Source organism: bacterium (genome assembly GCA_023150945.1).
GTDB lineage: Bacteria > Zhuqueibacterota > Zhuqueibacteria > Zhuqueibacterales > Zhuqueibacteraceae > Coneutiohabitans.
The window spans coordinates 155,287-174,788 of record JAKLJX010000009.1 but is presented as its reverse complement, the minus strand read 5'-3'; the positions used below and the strand labels follow the sequence as shown (position 1 = coordinate 174,788).

Annotated in this window: 13 protein-coding genes; 12 read left to right on the top strand and 1 reads right to left on the bottom strand. The window is 59.5% G+C overall.

All coding sequences use genetic code 11. The features are described 5' to 3' along the window. Window positions 1-25 precede the first annotated feature (25 nt). The 12 genes from L6R21_13790 (at window position 26) to L6R21_13735 (ending at window position 18,535) form a co-directional block, all read left to right on the top strand. Window positions 26-2,374 carry a beta galactosidase jelly roll domain-containing protein gene (locus L6R21_13790; protein MCK6560264.1) on the top strand — a complete coding sequence of 783 codons (2,349 nt, stop codon included), beginning with the start codon at window positions 26-28 and terminating at the stop codon, window positions 2,372-2,374. Between the two features lie 160 nt (window positions 2,375-2,534). Then, window positions 2,535-5,243: a TonB-dependent receptor gene (locus tag L6R21_13785; protein ID MCK6560263.1), complete on the top strand. Its 2,709-nt coding sequence runs from the start codon at window positions 2,535-2,537 to the stop codon at window positions 5,241-5,243. Window positions 5,244-5,264: 21 nt separating this feature from the next. Beyond that, window positions 5,265-8,714 carry a hypothetical protein gene (locus L6R21_13780; protein MCK6560262.1) on the top strand — a complete coding sequence of 1,150 codons (3,450 nt, stop codon included), beginning with the start codon at window positions 5,265-5,267 and terminating at the stop codon, window positions 8,712-8,714. A gap of 48 nt (window positions 8,715-8,762) precedes the next feature. Further along, window positions 8,763-9,836, top strand: coding sequence for a PorV/PorQ family protein (locus L6R21_13775; protein ID MCK6560261.1), 1,074 nt, complete (start codon window positions 8,763-8,765; stop codon window positions 9,834-9,836). A gap of 38 nt (window positions 9,837-9,874) precedes the next feature. Continuing rightward, window positions 9,875-10,732 carry a glycoside hydrolase family 16 protein gene (locus tag L6R21_13770; GenBank protein ID MCK6560260.1) on the top strand — a complete coding sequence of 286 codons (858 nt, stop codon included), beginning with the start codon at window positions 9,875-9,877 and terminating at the stop codon, window positions 10,730-10,732. A 14-nt stretch (window positions 10,733-10,746) separates the two neighbouring features. Next, entirely contained in the window at window positions 10,747-11,802 is a 1,056-nt protein-coding gene (locus tag L6R21_13765; protein MCK6560259.1) for a glycoside hydrolase family 5 protein, read from the top strand. Window positions 11,803-12,085: 283 nt separating this feature from the next. After that, complete coding sequence (locus tag L6R21_13760) at window positions 12,086-14,131, top strand: cellulase family glycosylhydrolase (GenBank protein MCK6560258.1); 2,046 nt, start codon at window positions 12,086-12,088, stop codon at window positions 14,129-14,131. Between the two features lie 54 nt (window positions 14,132-14,185). After that, window positions 14,186-15,691, top strand: a complete 1,506-nt coding sequence (locus L6R21_13755) for a hypothetical protein (protein MCK6560257.1) — start codon at window positions 14,186-14,188, stop codon at window positions 15,689-15,691. 153 nt (window positions 15,692-15,844) lie between these two features. Continuing rightward, entirely contained in the window at window positions 15,845-16,759 is a 915-nt protein-coding gene (locus L6R21_13750) for a CsgG/HfaB family protein (GenBank protein MCK6560256.1), read from the top strand. A gap of 19 nt (window positions 16,760-16,778) precedes the next feature. Beyond that, a complete protein-coding gene (locus L6R21_13745) occupies window positions 16,779-17,540 on the top strand; it encodes a hypothetical protein (protein MCK6560255.1) in 762 nt (253 codons plus the stop codon). Window positions 17,541-17,546: 6 nt separating this feature from the next. Then, window positions 17,547-18,215: an Ig-like domain-containing protein gene (locus L6R21_13740; protein MCK6560254.1), complete on the top strand. Its 669-nt coding sequence runs from the start codon at window positions 17,547-17,549 to the stop codon at window positions 18,213-18,215. A gap of 137 nt (window positions 18,216-18,352) precedes the next feature. Further along, a complete protein-coding gene (locus tag L6R21_13735) occupies window positions 18,353-18,535 on the top strand; it encodes a hypothetical protein (GenBank protein MCK6560253.1) in 183 nt (60 codons plus the stop codon). A gap of 201 nt (window positions 18,536-18,736) precedes the next feature. On the opposite strand, the gene L6R21_13730 is transcribed toward L6R21_13735, so the two are convergent. Continuing rightward, window positions 18,737-19,468: a PIG-L family deacetylase gene (locus tag L6R21_13730; protein ID MCK6560252.1), complete on the bottom strand. Its 732-nt coding sequence runs from the start codon at window positions 19,466-19,468 to the stop codon at window positions 18,737-18,739. Window positions 19,469-19,502: the final 34 nt, after the last annotated feature.

Here is a 19,502-nt window from a genome sequence, read left to right as displayed (position 1 = left end):
TTGCTTCCACTCGGAGGACGACCCTATGATCATGTGGTACCAAACCAGATTCTTTTTAAGAGTGGTATTGGTGTCTTTCCTGCTGCTTTCATTTCAAAACTCCGCGGGCCAAATTGCCACGCTCGATGCCACGCTGCGGCTGCAAACCGTGGCAGGCATTGCCATTCCCCAGCAAAACGGCATGCCCGTTCCCGCTTTTGAAAAGCAGCAGCGCACCACCATCAATCTTGCCGGCCTGTGGCGCAAACAGCGCTTCGCGGCCAATCATGATTTGACTTTGAAAAAACGCGATACCGCGGGGTTTGCCGAGTTGCTGGCGGAGACTGCCGGCCGCCACGAGCCGGGCTATGATGACAGCGGCTGGCCCAGCCATCAGATTCCCGGCGTCGAGAATACCATCAATGCTTACGAGAAGCGGCCGGAGTACTATCAGGATGGGGTGTGGTACCGCCGCACGTTTGCGGTTCCCGCCGCGCTGCAGGGCAAATTTGCCAAGTTGATCTTCTATGCTGTGAATTATGTCGCCGACGTGTGGGTCAACGGCCAGTATCTGGGCTACCACGAAGGCGGGTATACTTCGTTTGCCTTCGATGTCACGCCGGCGCTGCGTTACGATACGCTCAATGTGATTGCGGTTCGGGTCGATAATCCGCCGTGGGGAACGCGCACTGACATCGTTCCGTATTCGCGCGTTGACTGGTTCAACTACACCGGCATCATTCACGACGTTTACTTGGAGTTTGCCGACGAAGTCGCGGTGGTGCGCGCCGACGTCGTGCCCAAAGAGATCAACGGCAGAATCCAAACCACGGTGACCGTGTTCAACGCCTCGGCGGCGCCACAGGATTTCGAAGTCGCCCTGCAGGTCTACACCGCGCGGGTCGACTCACAGAACATTCGTTCGGAAAGAGCCGCGGATTTGCTCGGCGAACCGGCCGCGGTTTCCGGCGAGACGCGGCATGCGGCCAGCGCGGCGGCACGCGCGGCGGCAGTATGGCGCACGACGCTGACTGTCCCCAACCCGCGCTTGTGGTCGCCGCAGGCGCCGCATCTCTACGTCCTGCAGGTCACGCTCACGCGCGGCGGCCGGGTGGTGGATGAGTTCCACACCCAATTCGGCATCCGCACCACCAAAACCGCCGGCACCAAATTTCTGCTCAATGAGAAGCCTGCCTTCTTTGTCGGCGTGGCGCGCCACGAAGATCATCCGGTTTATGGCCGCAGCATGCCGGTCGAGGCGATCTATGATGATCTTGTCAAGATCAAAGGCCTCCACGCCAACTGGCTGCGCACCGCGCATTATCCCAACCATCCCTTCACCTATCTCGCCACCGACCGGTTGGGCTTCGTAGTGATGGAGGAAATTCCCCTTTGGCAATTCGACGTGGCGTTGGCGTGGGTGCTGCAAAACCTGATTCGGCACATTCACGAGCAGATGTTCAAGGAGATGGTCTTCCGCGACTACAACCGGCCCTCGATCGCGCTGTGGAGCACCAACAATGAGAGCCTGGATATCGATAATCGCCAGACGTTCATCAAGCGCGTCAATGATGAGCTTGACAGCCTTTATCCCGACGGCCGGCTGGTGGGCCAGTCAGCGGCGGCCGACCGGCCCGGGCCGCATGATCCCTCGCAAGCGGCGAGTGATTATGCCGGTTGGACCATGTATTTCGGCATCTTCTACGGCAAGGACGCCTACCCGGAAACCAAATACTTCCTCGTTGACGCGAACCTCGCTCATCCCAAGAAACCCATACTCAATACTGAATTCGGCTACTGGTCTTCAGAAAACGGCTCGACCGCGAGCGCGCAGGTTCAGATCTTCAATGATACCTTCCGCGCGCTGAAGCAGCGCGCTGCCATGGACAGTCTGGGCAACCTGGATTGCTGCGGCTATTTGATGGCTGCGACGTGGTGGTGTGCGTTCGATTGGTATCGCATGACCGAAGGTTACCAGAGCATGGGCGTGCTGCGCATGGATCGCGTCACCGAAAAGCAGGTGGCCCCGGTGTTGCGCGCCGCCTACTTGCCCTATTTCAAAACCGGCGGCTTTGCCACCGCGGTGGCGGAGAGAGGCACCGCGGGAGGCCTGCTGCCGCAGCAATTGCAGTTGGAGCAGAACTACCCGAACCCCTTCAATCCGAGCACGAGAATCCGATTTACGCTGGCCCACAAGCGACATGCCAGGCTCCGAGTGCTGGATGTGCTGGGCCGGGAAGTGGCTGTGGTGCTGGATGAAGTGAAGAACGCCGGCGCCCACGAAGTGATCTTTTCCGCAGGCCCGGCCGGCCCGAATTTGCCCAGCGGCGTCTATTTTTGTGAATTGGCTGCCGGCGGTGAGGTGGCGGTGAGGAAGATGATCTTAATGCGGTAGCAACGCTGGGATTGTGAAAGTGTATGCGCAGCAAGTGTCATGTTGAGACGAGGCTGCGAAGATTCGGTGGCAGCGCCGGGTACTTCGCGCGAGCGAATGCGGCAAGGCTGGGAATCAATCGTGTTTGTGATGGCAGCAAATAACCAAGAGGGACAGCGACATGGCTGGGATCAAGACAAAGCTCGGGTTGTTTCTCGCAGGCGCTGGGCTGCTGCTTTGCGCCAGCGGCATGGTCCAGGCACAAACCACCGGCAAAATTGCCGGCAAGGTGCTGGATCAGGAAACCGGCAGTGGTCTGCCCGGCGCGAGCGTGCAGTTGGAAGGCACGACGCGCGGCGCCGCCACCGATGCCAACGGTGATTTTTTCATTCTCAATGTGTCGCCCGGCACCTATGTGGTGCGGGTGCAAATGATGGGTTACGAGCCGGTGCGCGTTACCGAAGTGCGCGTGTCCGTCAATCGCACCGCCACCATCGACGTGAAGCTCACGCCCACGGTGTTGACTTCCGGCGAAGAAGTGGTGGTGACTGCCGAGCGGCTGGCCGTGAAGAAAGACCAGACCAGCTCGATTCGCAACGTGTCCTCCGATCAAATCGAAAACCTGCCGGTGGAAAGCGTGGCCGCGGTGATCAGCTTGCAGCCGGGCGTGGTGGCCGGCCATTTTCGCGGCGGCCGCATCACCGAGGTTTCCTACTTGATCGACGGCTTGCAGGTCGATGAAAGCTTTGGCGGCGAGGGCAAAACCGTGGATCTGGAGCCGGAAGCGATTCAGGATTTGGAAGTCATCACCGGCACCTTCAATGCCGAATACGGCCGCGCGATGAGCGGCGTCGTCAATGCGGTGACCAAAGAGGGCAGTGAGAGCTATCACGGCGCGATTTCCGCCGACCTGGGCAACTACTATACGCCCCACAAAGACATCTTCATCGGCCTGCGCGATGATGAATTCGATCGCAATCAGGACTACAAATTCCAGCTCAGCGGACCGGTGCCCCTGCTGAGCCGGAAACTGACTTTCTTCTCGAACTATCGCTACCAAAATTACGGCAACCATCTCAACGGCCTCCGCCGTTTCCAGGTTTCGGATTTCAGCAATTTCCAGGCGGACAGCCGCTCGGATTGGATCTCCGAGCACACCGGCGACAGTTCCTATGTTTCGATGAACGGCGCGAAGAACATTTCGTTCACCGGCAAGCTGACCTCGAATCTGTTTCGTTCGTTCAAAACGTCGCTGCTGTACACCTACAATGACGACGAGTGGCACAATTACGATCATGGCTTCAAGTACAATCCCGACGGCATGGCCACCGCCTACCGCCGCACCCACATGTACTCGCTGCAGTTCAACCATCTCTTTTCCCGCAGCGCTTTCTATGAGGTGAAGCTGCAGTACGTGGACTACTACAACGGCTGGTACGTCTACCAGAGTCCATTTGACTCGCGCTACGTCAACGACCGGTTCTTTTACAATGATGGCCCGGGCTTCTATACCGGCGGCCAGCAAAAGGGCCACGTCGACCGGACGATGAAGGACTTCAACGCGAAGTTTGACCTGGCCTGGCAGGCGCACAAGAATCACAGCCTAAAAGGCGGCGTGTTGTACACGCATCATGATCTCGACAACCGTGATGTGCAAATCCGCAACCTTTACGCCGGCACCGATCAGGAGTTCAATCTCTACCAGCCCGTGGTCTTTCCGGATTCCAGCATCTACTCCGACATCTACCGGGTGAAGCCGCGCGAGTTTTCAGCTTATCTGCAGGATAAGATGGAATTCGACGAAATGGTGATCAACCTCGGCCTGCGCTACGACTACTTCGATCCCAACACCGGTTATCCCTCGCAGCGCCGCAACCCCGCCAACCAACTGCGCTTCCCCGATAATCCGGAAAAGATGTCGATGTATCCCAAGGCCAAGGCGCAAACGCAAATCAGCCCGCGCTTGGGTTTGTCTTATCAGTTGAGTGACGTGGCGCTGCTGCACTTCAGCTACGGCCATTTCTTCCAAATGCCGCCGATGTACGCCTTGTATGAAAATCACTCCTTCCAGGTGGCGCCCACCGATTATGAAACCACGATGGGCAACGCTGAAGTCAAGGCGGAGAAAACGGTGCAATACGAAATCGGCCTGTGGCAGCAGCTCGCCACCGGCATGGGCGTGGACGTGGCGCTGTTCTATCGCGATATTTACGACCTGCTGAGCGCGCGCATCATCAGCACCTTCAACCAGATCGAGTACGGCCTGTATTCGAACAAGGACTACGGCAATGCCCGCGGCCTGGAAGTGAAGTATGACTTCGTCTCCGGCAAGGTCTTCACCAATGTCAATTACACGCTGCAATTCACCCGCGGCAACGCCGACAATCCGCGTTTCACCTTCGATCGCGCGGGTGACAGCCGCGATCCGATCCCGACGCTCATCCCGATGAGCTGGGATCAGCGCCACACCCTCAATGCCAGCGTGGGCTATAACGCCGCGAAGTATGGCGCGACCATCACCGGCTACTACAATTCCGGCACGCCCTACTCGCTGGCGCCGCTGGCGGACAACCGGCTCGCGCTCATCAATCTCTATCCCAACAATGCCAAGCAACCGGCCCAGTACAATGTCGATCTCACCGGCTACTACAATGTGCAACTGACCGGCGGCTTCAGCGTGCGGTTCACGCTGTCCGTGTTCAATCTGTTGGACCGGCTCAATGAAGTGAGTGTCAACCCCCAGACCGGCCGCGCCTACACCGCGATCATCATGCCCTCGGATTTGGCCAGCCACCGCAGTGATTTCAACGAATATATTGATCGCGTGCAAAACCCCTCGATGTACTCGGCGCCGCGCTACGTGAAGCTCGGAATGGGACTCTCATTCTAACGTCAGAAGGCAAGGCAAGATATGAAAAGAACAACTGGATCATGGCTGGTGCTGCTGCTGCTGCCGGTGCTTTGGGCCGCTTCCTTGTGGGCGCAGGGCCGGCCTTATGAAGGCCCGGAAGACCCGCCCGGCGACATTGCTGCGGAGCGCGAAGGCTTCATGACCGGGAATCGCGTTTTCCTCTACTTCCGCAACACCACCGAGCTTTCCGACTGGCCCCGGCCGGATGTCTCGCGCTGGCCCAACAATGCCAACGGCGTCAAGATGCTCGACGGCGTGGCCCTGCTCATCGGTGCGCGCGTGTACATCAAAAACGATACCATTCCCGTCACCGATCCCATTGAAATCAGCATCCGGCGCGACTTGGACACGCTCTACTTCCTGCAAACCAGCTATCGCGAGGAGATGGACCGCGATCCCACCGGCACCATCGAGTGGGGCCTCTATCCCGTGTTCGGATACTTCAACGAGCTGAATGAATATCCCGCGATGAGCAACCGCGCCGATTCCTGGCCGCGCAACGGCTGGCCCGCCACCGGCTACAGCAAAAAATGGCCGGGCGAGTGGAATGGCCGTTTCGGCCGCGGCGTGATCTATGCGGATTTGGAGACCTACTTCGTGGCCAATGACGCGCAAGACCAGGAATACCTGGGCCCGGAGGATCGCGTCAAATACTATCCCCGGCCGGGGAGAATCATCGGTGACAATTATCCGGCCGTCACCATTCAAAAAGGCAAACCCTGGGGCGGCCTGGGTCTGCGCGTGGAACAACGCGGCTTTCAGTGGAACAATCCGCAATCGCGCGATGCCATCTTCTGGGAATACACCATCGCCAATGTTTCCGACTACGATCTGCCCGAAGTCGCGTTCGGCTACTGGGTGGATAATGCCATCGGCGGCGAACGCGATGACGAACTCGGCTATTTCGACAAGCTGATCGACATGGCCTATTCGTGGGACGTGGACGGCACCGGCCGCGGCGGCTTGATAACCGGTACCATGGGTTTCGCCTACCTCGAAAGTCCGGGCCTGGCCTATGACAACGTCGATAACGACGATGACGGCCTCACCGATGAAAAGCGGGACAACGTTGCCCTGCAAATCATCGGGCCGACCGACGGCATCACCGACTTGAACAAGTTCCTCACCACCTACAAGCTGAAATTGGAAGACCTGAAGCCGCATTGGGATGCCGATGAAGATCAAGACTGGCAAGATGGCGAAGACCGCAACGGCGACGGCATCTATCAACTCAGCGAGTTCTCCGGCGACGACGTTGGACTCGACGGCGTCGGCCCCAACGAGCTGAACTACGCCGGCCCGGATGAGGGCGAGTGCAATCACAAGCCCGATTTCGTGGAGGGCGTGGGTTGCGAGCCGAATTTCGCGGTCACCGACGTCACCGAATCCGACATGGTCGGCCTCACCGCGTTCCGCCTGTTTCCGGTGCCCAGCCATTCCTCGGAGTTTCGCTGGTTCCGCGGCGATCGTTCGATGTGGGAATTGATCGGCCAGGATTCGCTGGTGAGCTATTTCGGCAGTATCTCCAATTTGATCGAAGTCTTTGCTTCCGGCCCCTTTCCGCTCTACAAGGGCCGCACCGAGCGCATCTCGATGTCCGAGCTGCATTCCTATGATCCGCTCAACGGCTTGAATTCCGACACGCACACTGCGCCGGCTTTGTTCGAGCAGAAGCGCATCGTGCAGGTGATCTACGAAAAGGATTACCGTTTCGCGCAGCCGCCGCTCTCGCCGACGCTGACGGCCACGCCCGGCGACGGCTACGTGATCCTGACCTGGGACAACGCCGCCGACACCAAAACGCGTGACCCCTTCCTGGCCAACGTCAATGACTTCGAGGGCTACAAGCTGTTTCGCGCCACCGACAAGAAATTCTCGGACTCGGAAGTCATCACCGACGGCTTCGGCACGCCCATTCTCAAGAAGCCCATTTTTCAATGCGATTTGATCAACGGCAAGCTGGGCTTCACCAACTTCGGGCTGGTCAACGGCATCGGCTACAACCTCGGTTTTGACACCGGCATCACGCACTTCTTCATCGACCGCACGGTGCAAAACGGCCGAACCTACTACTACGCGCTGGTGGCTTATGATTACGGTGCGCCCAACATCGGCCCCGGCATTGCCCCCTCGGAAAACACCACGATCATCGAGCTGGACGAGAGTGAAGAGGTGCGGGCTTTTGGCAAGAACGTGCAGATCGTGACGCCGCGGCCGCCGGCCGCCGGCTATGTGCCGCCCGCCATTGCTGACTTCGCGGATTACACCGCCTTCGGCTCTTCGCCCATTATTCCGGAAATCCTCGCGACCGGGGATTTGAAAATCGGCCACACCTACAAAGTCAAGTTCGGCGTGGACACACTGCAAACCGTGACCGATTATCCCAATGCCTACACCTACACCAACAACGGCATCTTCATCTATGATGTGACTGCCAACAACGCGCTGGTCTATCAGGAGACGCCGCAGCAATTCGCCTTTGAAAACCTGGTGTATGATGACTCCAGCGCCTACTGGCATTTCAACACGCTCGGCGCTTTGACCACCGACGTTTTCGATGGCATGCGGCTGACGCTGCAGCAGCCGGTGGAAATCGCCAGTTTCGACCCGCTCAACTCGGGCTGGCTCAAGGGCACTTCCAGCGTTCGTATTGTGCCCACCTCCATCGAGTCCAGTCTGTTGGCGTGGGACTATGAGATCGTTTTCACCAGCAACCCGGAGGCCTACCGGACGCGCGCGGCCTCGCGCACCATGCGCGACGAGAATCACGTGCGCATCGACCGCAACGCGTTGCTGCTCGACCAACCGTTCAGCTTCTACGTGCTCAACAAGTCCTTCAAAGATGCCGCCGGCAATTACGAGCTGATGGACTTGGTGGTGCAGGATCGCAACAGCAACGGCCAGTTCGACATTCTGCTCGACCGCATTCTGGCCGGTCCCGTCACTGCGACCGGCCGCTGGGTGGGCACGGCGTTCATCATGGATTTCCCCTCTTTGACCGACGTTTCACAATTGCCGCGGCCCGACGATGTGTACCGGGTCACGTTCAAACGGCCGTTCGCCACCACGGATTCCCTGCTGTTCCGGGTCAAGGAAGCGGAAACGCTGGATCGCGCCGCGGTGCGCAGCACGATGGACGACATTCGCGTCGTACCCAATCCTTACGTCATGACCAATGAAATGGAGCCGGCGGTGGCAAACGAGTATTTGAATCAGCGCCGGCGCCTGCTTTTTACTCATCTGCCGGCGCAATGCACGATCAAGATCTTCACCATCAGCGGCATTCTGGTGAATGAGATCCGCGTGCAGAATTCGGCGGACAACGGCGCGGTGCATTGGGATTTGAAATCGCGCGAAGGGCTGGACATTGCCGCGGGCATGTACCTCTACCACGTCAAGGCGGATGCCACCGGCGATGAGAAGATCGGCAAATTCGCGGTAATCAAGTGACCACGGCATGAGTCATTCACCAACTTTCGACCCTGCAAGAGGCTTCTCATGGGAGATAGAAAACGATTGAATTCCTGCTTACTCGCGGCCATGCTCATGCTCGGCTTGGCGGCGGAGGCGGCGTTGGCCCAGCGGCCTTATCGTGTCGGCACGACCGCCGCCAGTTTTCTCGAGCTTGGTTACGCCAGTGCCGGCAATGCCATGGGTGATGCGGCCGTGAGTGTCGCACGAGACCTTTCGGCGATCTATTGGAATCCGGCCGGCCTCGGCTTCATGGAGCAGAGTGAAGCCCAGTTCTTGCGGCAGCCGTGGATCGCGGACATTGCCAGCACCTTTGCCGGCGTGGGCCTGGTACTGCCCGAGTTTGGCACGCTCTCCGTCGGCTTCTTTCACGTGAATTACGGCGATGAGGAAGTCACCAATTTGCGTCAGCAGGAGGGCACCGGCGAGCTGTACACCGCCAACGACTTCGCGCTGGCGCTGGCGTATTCGCGCCGGCTGACCCACTGGTTCTCATTCGGCGCCAGCGCCAAATACATCTCCTCGCAAATCTGGCATAGCAACGCCAGTGCCATGGCCGTGGATATGGGCGTGATGCTCAACACGCATTTCTTCTCGGTCACCGGCGAGCGCGAGAACGGCTTGAGCATCGGCATGAGCATTTCGAATTACGGCTCGCGCATGCGCTACGGCGGCACGGATCTGCTCAACCCCATCGACATTTTACCCGACGAAGACGGCAATTACCGTGACACGCCCGGCCAGTTTCGCGTGGAGCAATGGGAACTGCCCTTGATCTTCCGGCTGGGCATGTCGCTGCAGCCGGTGGTCGGTGAACGGGCGCGGGTGACGCTTGCCGCCGACGCGCTGCATCCCAACAACAACAGCGAGTCCGTCAACCTCGGCGCGGAATATCAGTATCGTCTGCCCTCCACCGGCACGTTTTACCTGCGCGGCGGCTACAAGGCCCTGTTCATGGACGAATCCATCTTCGGTCTGACGCTGGGCGGCGGCGTGGAACTGCGCATGATGCACAACCTCGCGGTCAAAGTTGATTACGCCTTTCGCGAGGCCGACATCCTGGGCAACACCCACTCATATTCCTTCGGCGTGAAGTTTTGATACACTTGCAGCTTCTGACTTTTCGCGTTGAGCACGCCATGGCCCTCAGAACTTTCGTGCGTTTCGCCGCCTGCGTCTGCCTGGCCGCCGGGCTTTTCTCCTGCGGCAAGCAGACTGCCAATCCTGATTCCGAAAAGCCCGCGCCCTGGGAGGTCGCGGGCTGGCAGCTTGTTTGGCAGGATGAATTCGACGGCGCAAGCATCGACTTGTCGAAATGGGAACATGAAGTCAATGCCCAGGGCGGCGGCAACAACGAGCTGCAATACTACACCGCCCGGCCGGAGAATTCTTTCGTGCGGGACGGCACGCTCGTCATTCGTGCGCTGCAGGAAAACTACACCGGCCCGGAGGGCACGCGGCAATACACTTCCGCGCGCATGCGTACGCGCAACAAGGGCGACTGGAAATACGGCCGCTTCGATATTCGCGCCAAGCTGCCACGCGGCCAGGGCATGTGGCCGGCCATTTGGATGCTTCCCACCGACTGGGTCTATGGCGGCTGGGCCGCCAGCGGTGAGATCGACATCATGGAGTTGCTCGGCCAGGACACCAAAACCGTCTATGGCACGCTGCACTATGGCGGCGCCTGGCCGGCCAATGTCCACACCGGAACTTCTTTCAAGCTGGCGCAGGGTGATTTCTCTGCGGAGTTTCACACCTTTCGCCTGGAATGGGAGCCGAATGAATTCCGCTGGTATGTCGATGACAAGCTCTATCAAACGCAAACCAAATGGCACACCCAGGGCCAGGCCTACCCCGCGCCCTTCGACCAGCGCTTTCACCTGCTCTTGAATGTGGCGGTGGGCGGCAACTGGCCCGGCAATCCCGATACCACTACGATTTTCCCGCAAACCATGATGGTGGATTATGTGCGGGTGTATCGCCGACTGGACTGATGAGGCCTTGACGAATGAGATTTCCCGCACTGCTGTGCAGTCTCGCCTTGCTGCTTATGGTCGCCGGTTGTTCAAAAGATTCCAGCAATCCCACTGCCCCAGAGAAAGAGCCGTTTCCCGATGCCTTCACCCTGAACACGCGTTTGGGCCGGGGCATGAATCTCGGCAATGCCCTGGAGGCGCCGAATGAAGGCGAATGGGGCGTGACGCTGCGCAGCGAGTATTTCGATTGGATCAAAAGCGCGGGCTTCAATTCCATTCGGCTGCCGGTGCGCTGGTCGGCGCATACCGCCAGTGCCGCGCCCTACACCATCGAGGCCAGCTTTCTGCGGCGGGTGGACTGGGCGGTGAGCCAGGCGCTCGCCAACGACCTGCCGGTGGTGCTCAATATTCATCACTTCGAAGAGCTGATGCAGAATCCGGCGGCGGAGAAGGCGCGCTTTCTGGCGATTTGGGAACAACTGGCAACGCATTATCGCGATCACTCGCCGGCGCTGGTTTTTGAAGTGCTCAATGAGCCTATGGCCAATCTCTCCGCGGCCTTGTGGAATGAATATCTGCAAGAGGCGATCGGCGTCATCCGCAAAACCAATCCCACCCGCACGCTCATGGTGGGGCCGGCCAACTGGTACAGCATAAGCTCGCTCAACAGTCTGTTGTTGCCGGAGCAAGACGAGTACCTCATCGTTTCCGTGCATTACTACAATCCGTTTGCCTTCACCCACCAGGGCGCGGAATGGGTGTCCGGCAGTGACGCCTGGCTCGGCACGCAATGGCTGGGCACGGCCGCCGAGCAACAACCGATTGCCCGCGATTTCGCGCAAGCAGCGGCCTGGGCCTCTGCCAACAAGCGGCCGTTGAACCTCGGCGAATTTGGCGCTTACAGCAAGGCCGATATGTCCTCGCGCGCGCGCTGGACGGCATTCGTCGCGCGCCTGGCGGAAACCAACGGCATAAGCTGGCATTACTGGGAATTCATCGCCGGATTCGGCGCGTACGACGCTGCCAATAACCAGTGGCACGAGCCCCTGCTCAGAGCCCTCATTCCCAAACCCGAGCCGCTGCCGTGACGTCTTCCGGTTGAGTGGTTACCCTCGCCTGCGCCGCTGCTATCATCACCAAGGGCACGAGAGTCCAAAAGTCATTTCATCAAGCTTTTGTTGGTGCATTTGAGTCTTCGTGGTGTTCCAAACCTGACAGCGTGTTGCTGCGCGCAGGGCTTTGGATTTCAGCTTGTGCGAAATTTGGCGCAGACCATTGGCATGCAGACCGCCGGCAGACAGCATGTCGAAGCGGCATCTACGAGCTGAGGGCTGGCGCCTGCGGTGTGACACTTTCTGTGGAAGCTCTGATATGCGCACAAAATTTTTCCTGCTCATCCTTCTGCTCGCCTTCGGCACGGTGGAGTGCCAAGCCCAGTTCGTGCAGGCGCGCGGCAAGGAAATCGTCGATCCCGCCGGCCAGCCGCTGCTGCTGCGCGGCCTGGGCTTGGGCGGCTGGCTCGTGCCTGAAGGTTACATGCTGCACGTGCCCGGCTACGGCTCGCCCACTTCGATCCGCACGCTTATCGAGCAATTGCTGGGGCCGGCTGATACCGCCGAATTCTACCGCCGCTATCAGGCCAACTATGTCAACGAGCAGGATATCCGCCTGATTGCAAGCTGGGGCTGCAACAGCATCCGTTTGCCCTTCACTTATCAACTGCTTTCGCCCAAAGATCAGCCGGACGTCTTTTTGGAAGAAGGCTTTCAGGTGCTCGATTCGCTCATCACCTGGTGCAAGCGCGCCGGCCTCTACGTGATTCTCGACCTGCACTGCGCGCCGGGCGGCCAGAATTCCCTCAACATCAGCGACAGCGACGGCACCGCCAGGTTGTGGACCGAACCGGCGAATCAGGATCGCACCGTGGCCATTTGGCGGCAAATCGCGGCGCGCTATGCCAACGAGCCGTGGGTCGCCGGCTATGATTTGCTCAACGAGCCGGTGATGCCCTCGGGCTTCACCAACCTCGATTTGCGCAATCTCTACCGCCGCATTGCGGTGGCGATCCGCGAAGTGGATGCCAACCATCTGCTCTTTATCGAGGGCGGCAATTTTGCGACGGATTTCACCGACCTCGCGCCGCCGCTGTTCTACGGCAGCAACGTGGCCTACAGCTTTCACAAATACTGGAATGAAACCACGCGGCCGACCATTCAATCCTATCTGAATTTGCGCGACAACTGGAATGTGCCGTTGTGGATGGGTGAAGCGGGTGAGAATTCCAATCCGTGGTTTTATGAGACCATCAAGCTGCTGGAGGAGAACAACGTCGGCTGGTGCTGGTGGACGCACAAGAAAATTCAAACCACCACCAGTCCGCTCTCCGCTCCGTTTGCTCCGGGTTATCAAACCGTGCTCGATTACTGGAACGGCAGGGCGGGAAAGCCCAGCCTGGATTTGGCGCGCGCGGCGCTGTTCGGCATGGCCGCGAATTTGGCGCTGGAGAATTGCGTGCCCCGGCCGGATGTTTTGCGGGCGCTTTTTGATCGCGAGTTCAACAGCCGCCTCAAGCCCTACGCCTCCCACCGCCTGCCCGGCAAGATTTCCTGCGCCGAGTTTGATTTTGGCAACGCCGGCCTGGCTTATCAGGATCAAGACTTCAAAAAGACGCGCTGGGATGTTGATCAACCCTGGAACAGCGGCAGGGAATTCCGCAACGACGGCGTCGATCTCGAAGCCAGCAAAGACGCCCAGGGCGCGACCTACGGCATTGGCTGGATTGCCGACGGGGAGTGGGTGAAGTACTCCGTCACGGTGCAGCAAGCCGGCATTTACGAGGTGAATCTTCGTATCGCCGGCCCGAACGGCGGCGGCCTGCTCAAGCTGCTGCGTAACGGCCAGGAGCTTGTTCCCGCCACCGCGGTGCCGCGCACGTCCGGCTGGTACGATTGGGCGACACTGCGCGTGCCGAATGTCTCGCTGCCGGCGGGGGAGCAGGTGTTGACGCTGTTCTTTGTGCGGGCCGGTTTCAATATCAATCAAATGGAATTTGTGTTGAAAACGCCTGCAGCGGTGCAAGAGGCGCCGGGCGGCGCCCTCATTGAGGATTTGCACTTGCTGCAAAACTATCCCAATCCGTTGCGATTTGCCGGCAATCAAGCCGGCGTTGCCGCCGGCGGAACAGCAACCACCATCGCGTTCTCGCTGCCCGCGGATGCGCAAGTGAGTCTGAACATCTACAATCTCAGCGGCCAGGAGGTGAGCACGCTCAGCCGCGGGTTGTTGCGCGCCGGCCGGCACACGGTGGTGTGGAATGGCCGTGATCGCAGCGGCAACGCCGTGCCCGCCGGCCTCTATGTCTATGCTTTGCAGGCGGAGACACACAGCCTGTCACGCAAATTGCTCGTGCTGCCTTAGGCCACGGGGAGACCTTTGGAAATCAGCTTCACATCGGATTCGAGGCAACCCGCCATGTTGCGACGATCGTTCCTTGCCCTGCTGTTCCTCAGTCTGTTGCTGCCGCATTGTGGGAAGAAAGAGACGAAAGCGCCGCCGGCTGAAACGTTGATCGCCCGCATCGGCGAGAGGACGATTTCGCTCAATGAATTCATTCGCCGGATGGAATACACGCCGCGGCCGCCGTATTGCCGCGGCGATGACTATCTGCACCGGAAAATCGCGCTCAATTCCCTGATTGCCGAAAAACTCCTGGCGCTGGAAGCCGGCGAGCAGAATGCGCTGACCCGCACGGAGGAATTTCAACTCTATCTGCAGGGCCGCAAAGAACAGGCGATGCGGCAGTGGCAATACTATGAAGAAGCGTACCAACCGGTCCAACTCGACACTGCGGAAGTGAAGGCGGCTTACGAGGCCGCCGGCAGAAAATACCGCATCGCTCACTTCACTCTCAAGGACAGCAGCCTCGCCAGGCAAGTTCGCCAACAGGTGCAGGAGCAGGGCAGGGCATTTGAAGAAGTGCATCTCGGAACCGGCGCTTTGGAAAGCATACCGCAACGCGAGGTGGAATGGAACTCGCCGGAACACCCGGCGATACATGCGGCGCTCTATGCCAAAACGCGCGCGCAAAGCGAGGTGATCGGCCCGATCGCCGCAGGCGACGGCGCTTATGTGCTCATGAAAGTGCTCGGCTGGACCGAAACGCTGCCGCTCACCGATACCCAGCAGCAGCGCCAATGGCAGCAAGTGTCGGAGCGGCTCAAGGAGCAAAAGGCCGAGGCGCGTTATGATCAATTGATCGCGCGGGTCATGCGCGGCAAGCGGCTGGATTTCGCGCCGCAGACATTTCGGCGATTGGTCGGCATTGTCGCGCCGTACTATTTGAAATCCAACGCGGCAAAAAGCGCGGCGTTGCAGCAACAACTGTGGGGCGCGCCGGAGAACAGCGAGCTGCTGCAGCAAATGAGCGCCAAGCTCGATGCCCTGCTCGCTGAGCCGCTCTTTCAAATCGACGGCCAGCTCTGGACCGTGCGCGACTTCGAGCGGGAAGTCAAGCTGCACCCGCTCGTGTTTCGCAAAACCTCGTTTGCGGCCGGCGAGTTCGCCGAACAGTTGCGCCTGGCCATCGTGGACATGGTGCGCGACCGCTATCTCACCCAGGAAGCCTACAAAAAAGGCTACGATCGCGTTCCCGAAGTGCAGCGCTACACCGGCATGTGGGAGGACAATCTCCTGTTCTTGTATCAACAGAATGAATATCTCAAGGCGCACGGCAGGCAGGAGGCGTTCAAGCAGGATTTCATGAAAGTCATCGCGACCGATCTCAATCCCTACGTTGATCAGTTGCAGCGCAAGTACCACGCCCTCATCGAGATCAACACGGACGCCCTCGAAAAGACGCCGGCGACCCGCATTGACATGGTGGTGACGCAAAGAGGCGTGCCCTTCCCGGTGGTGGTGCCGAGTTTTCCGCTCATCACCACCGATCATCAATTGGACTATGGCCGCAAGATGCATTGAAGCGACCGGCGCTCAGGCCGGCAGCAGGGCAAGAAATTCGCTTGCATTGCGCCGCAAATTTGTTCACCTTCCGTCGGTTTTTGTGCGTCGCTGGAAGTAAAACTCCGCACAGGTCGTGCATCATCGCTCACTCTCGCTGTTGCTGCCTGAATCATGCGTCCGCTGCACGAGTCGAGTCTCATCCTTGTCGCTGCCCTCTGCCTGGCATTTCGCTTTGCCTTCGCCCAAAATCCACCGGCCGGCACGCGCGCGCCGGCCCCTGCCCCTGCAGATTCCACTGTTCTCACCGTCGCCGTTTTGGATTTCCAGAACAACAGCGGCTTGTTCAATCTCGACCTATTGGAAAAGAATGTACCGGAGATGTTGCAGACCGAGCTCTCGCGTCCCGGCTCCGGCCTCCTGGTGGTGGAACGCCAAAAACTGGAAATGATCCTGCAAGAACAGGCTTTGGGCCAAACCGGCGTCATTGATCAACCAACCGCGCAGGCAGTGGGACAACTGGCGGGCGCACAATATCTGTTGACCGGCGAGATCAGTATGGCCGGTGCGCGCTTGCGCATTGATTGCCACATTCTCAAAGTTGCTACCGGCCAGGTGCGCGGAGAGAAGGTCGTGGGCAGCGATCGTCGTGCCAGCGCGGAGATGGTGCGTTTGCTCGCCTCCAACATTTTGCACAATTTGACCGGCGCAGGACAATACCGCGAGAGCGTGCGGCTGAAGCGTTATCCCGCCGCGTGGTTGGCGCTGGCTGCCGGCCTGACTGCGGCTGCCACGGGCGTCACTCACGGCATTTCGCGCGCGGCTTATCAGAAATACCAGGCTGCCACGACGCTGGCTGATTTGGAAAAGCATTACAACCGCGCCGGCGATTATCGCAAAGCCCGCAACGCCACAGCAGTGGTCACGGGCGCGCTGGCGCTGGCGAGTGTGCATTTCTGGTTGAAGAACCATGCGGACCACAACCGCATTTTCGCGGCGGCGCCAGCGGCAGAGGAGCAGCACACACCCCGGCTTGCTTTGCTGGCCGGCAACGCCACCATCCGTCTCGCCGTTGCCTTTCACTTTTAGAGAGAAGAGGAAGATCATCGTGCAAAGCTCGCGCTTCCGGCCGTGGGGACTTCTCTTCCTGCTCGTTGCTTGCGGCGAACTCGAGCGTGACAATCCGCTTGACCCGCGCAATCCCGCCAGCGAACGGCCGCGCGTGTTGGTGCTCGAAGCCTTTGTCAATGATGCCACACCCTTCAGTCCCTTTGCCCTGACTGCGCTGGACAGCCTGCGGCCGGCATTCTCGCCAGCTCAGGTCATCCTGGTGGAACATCATCTGCCCAGCGCAACGTTCAGCGACGCTTACGCGCTGCCGGAGAGTGCGGACCGCTATCGCACGCTCGCCGCCGCGGATTATGCCGTGCCCGATGTCTTCTTGAACGGCGCAGCGATGCGCTTGCAGGGCGCCTCCAGCGCGGCCACGGCCGCGCAGCGTTATCGCACGGCGCTGCAGAATCAGCTTGGCAAAGTCGCCCTTTTTACCATCGAAGCGGAGCAAACGATCGCTGCCGCGGGCATCGCGATTGACGTCGCGGTTGCCCGCCTCGGCAACAGTTCCTTCGGGCCCTTTGCGCTCAGCGCCTTGGTCTGGGAAGATTTGGCTGCCGCCGGGCATCATCAGGTCGTTCGCAAAGTCTTCTCTCCCCAAACCATCAGCGGCATTGCGGCGGGCGAGATCAAAACGGTGCGGTTCACCGCTGCGCTGCCGGGCGTGCGTGACGCGGGCCGCGTACAGGCCGCCGTGTTCATCGAATACGGCTCCCCTTCGAACAAGGAAATTTTGCAGGCGGCGCTGGCCGAGTGAGATGATATGAAGACGAGAATCCTCTCTCTGCTGAAAGCCGGAGCACTGGTTTGGCTGGCGCTCGGCGCTTTCCCGGGATGTGAAGAGCTGGGCAAGCTGATCGACAGCAATCAACCGCCCGTGATCGATCGGATTGTGGCCCTGCGCCCATCGCTTGCTCCGGCGGACACCACGACGATCAAAGTCGAAGCGCATGATCCGGAAGGCGGCCCGCTTGCCATAAGCTGGAGCGCTGCGGCCGGCATTCTCTCTGCCACCTCCGGCGGCAACACACGCTGGACCGCACCAGCCGCGGCGGGATCCTATCGCATCGCCGTGAAGGTCCGCGATGACAAAGAGGAAGAAGCGGAAGCCTCGGTGACGGTGACGGTGGTTGCGGTCGAGCGGCCGTTGGTCAAAATCGTCAGCCCGTTGCCCGAGGCTTTCATTCCCGGACTCGGCACGGTGGTGATCGAGGCGCAGGCCAGCCATCCCAACGGCATCGAACGCGTGGAGTTTCGCGTGGGCAACACACTGTTGGGCGTGGACAATTCGCCGCCCTATCAGCAGCTTTGGCGGGTGGAAGGCCTCTCCGGGCCGGCTGAGATATCTGCCAGCGCCTTCCGTGCGCTCACGCCGGGAGCACCGGGCGTAGATTCGGTGCAAGTGAGCATCGAAGGCGCCACGCGGCTGTAGCAGGAGGGAAGCGGTGGCAGAACAGCATCTTTTTCGCGGGAGTTGTCAGCAGGCAATGTGGCACGCAATGATTGAAGGCAGCATCATGGCAATGATTGAGGCATCGCGTCTCGCGCTGTGTTTGCAGGAGAACGAAAATGAGATATCGGGTCCATCGGCTTGAGGTTCGAGAAGAGAAGGCTCGAGAAGAATTGGAAGAGTTTTTGAATCGCCTGACCGGAGAGGTTCAGGCCATCGTGCCATATGTCAGCCCGATCTTTCGACTCATGGGCGCAACGGCGAAAACGAAATTTCTCCTCATCGTGGAAAAAGTCAGATAGGCTCGCCCAGCACAATCCAGTTTTGTGGTGTTTGGGCTTGCCGGCGGCCTGGGCCCGCCGCCGCTTCGCCCTCCTCTCCTGCTTGATTGGCCGCCGGCCTGCATGATTTCGTCCGGCGCGCACGGCGGCAGGGAATGCGAGCAAACTCACCTGTTTCTGCCAGCCCTCATCAGGCTGCGCCTCACCCACGGGCAATAGATCTCAGAACACCAGTACCGGCTCATCCACCGGAAAGAACGGCAAGCCGCGTTTGCGTGAGATCGGCGGCAGCGCGAACGTCTGCGCGCGCTTGTATCCGACCTCGGCGCCGCGCATGGCCGTCAGGCCGCTGTAGTATTGAAGATAGTCGAAACTGGCGACTTCGCCGCGGAAGAGGGCATGCTCGCGCAGGGCCGCCATCCATTGATCGTATACCTCGCTGATGTCGATCCACAAATCGGGCTGATAGTCGTATGGGTCTTCCCAATTCTCCGCGTAATACAGCGCGGTGATGCAATGCGGCGGCAGCGCACGCACGATTCCCGGCAGCGCCGCCCAAAACACGCCTTCCATCGCATTGACGTGGCAATTGCGGTGATCGCGATGAAAGCTGCCGTGCCAATGCGTAATGACGATATCGGGTTTGAGCTGGCGGACTGCATCGCAGATTTTTAATTTCACCTCATTATTGACCGGCAGCTCGCCATCGGCATAATCGAAAACCATTACCTCCGCGCCCATTTTCTCTGCCGAGCGCCGGGTCTCGGCAAGGCGTTGTTGTTTGTATTCCAGGTGATTCATTTTGGGATTGCCTTTTTCTCCCGGCGTCAAATGCAGAAACGTGGCGCGGTGGCCGGCGCGCGTGTATTTGCACACCACGCCGCCCGCCGTAACCTCGGCATCACCAATATGCGCGCCAATGACGAGGAGATGCAGTTTTTTTTCTGTTGTCATCCGTGATCTCCTAAAATCAAAAATTCTTTGTCGC

Bases quoted from the DNA above. Each gene is read 5' to 3' on its own strand.
- L6R21_13765 (MCK6560259.1), top strand. From the start codon at position 10,747: ATGAGATTTCCCGCACTGCTGTGCAGTCTCGCCTTGCTGCTTATGGTC.
- L6R21_13750 (MCK6560256.1), top strand. From the start codon at position 15,845: ATGCGTCCGCTGCACGAGTCGAGTCTCATCCTTGTCGCTGCCCTCTGC.
- L6R21_13730 (MCK6560252.1), bottom strand. From the start codon at position 19,468: ATGACAACAGAAAAAAAACTGCATCTCCTCGTCATTGGCGCGCATATT.
- L6R21_13775 (MCK6560261.1), top strand. From the start codon at position 8,763: ATGGGAGATAGAAAACGATTGAATTCCTGCTTACTCGCGGCCATGCTC.
- L6R21_13740 (MCK6560254.1), top strand. From the start codon at position 17,547: ATGAAGACGAGAATCCTCTCTCTGCTGAAAGCCGGAGCACTGGTTTGG.
- L6R21_13780 (MCK6560262.1), top strand. From the start codon at position 5,265: ATGAAAAGAACAACTGGATCATGGCTGGTGCTGCTGCTGCTGCCGGTG.
- L6R21_13755 (MCK6560257.1), top strand. From the start codon at position 14,186: ATGTTGCGACGATCGTTCCTTGCCCTGCTGTTCCTCAGTCTGTTGCTG.
- L6R21_13735 (MCK6560253.1), top strand. From the start codon at position 18,353: ATGAGATATCGGGTCCATCGGCTTGAGGTTCGAGAAGAGAAGGCTCGA.
- L6R21_13785 (MCK6560263.1), top strand. From the start codon at position 2,535: ATGGCTGGGATCAAGACAAAGCTCGGGTTGTTTCTCGCAGGCGCTGGG.
- L6R21_13790 (MCK6560264.1), top strand. From the start codon at position 26: ATGATCATGTGGTACCAAACCAGATTCTTTTTAAGAGTGGTATTGGTG.
- L6R21_13760 (MCK6560258.1), top strand. From the start codon at position 12,086: ATGCGCACAAAATTTTTCCTGCTCATCCTTCTGCTCGCCTTCGGCACG.
- L6R21_13770 (MCK6560260.1), top strand. From the start codon at position 9,875: ATGGCCCTCAGAACTTTCGTGCGTTTCGCCGCCTGCGTCTGCCTGGCC.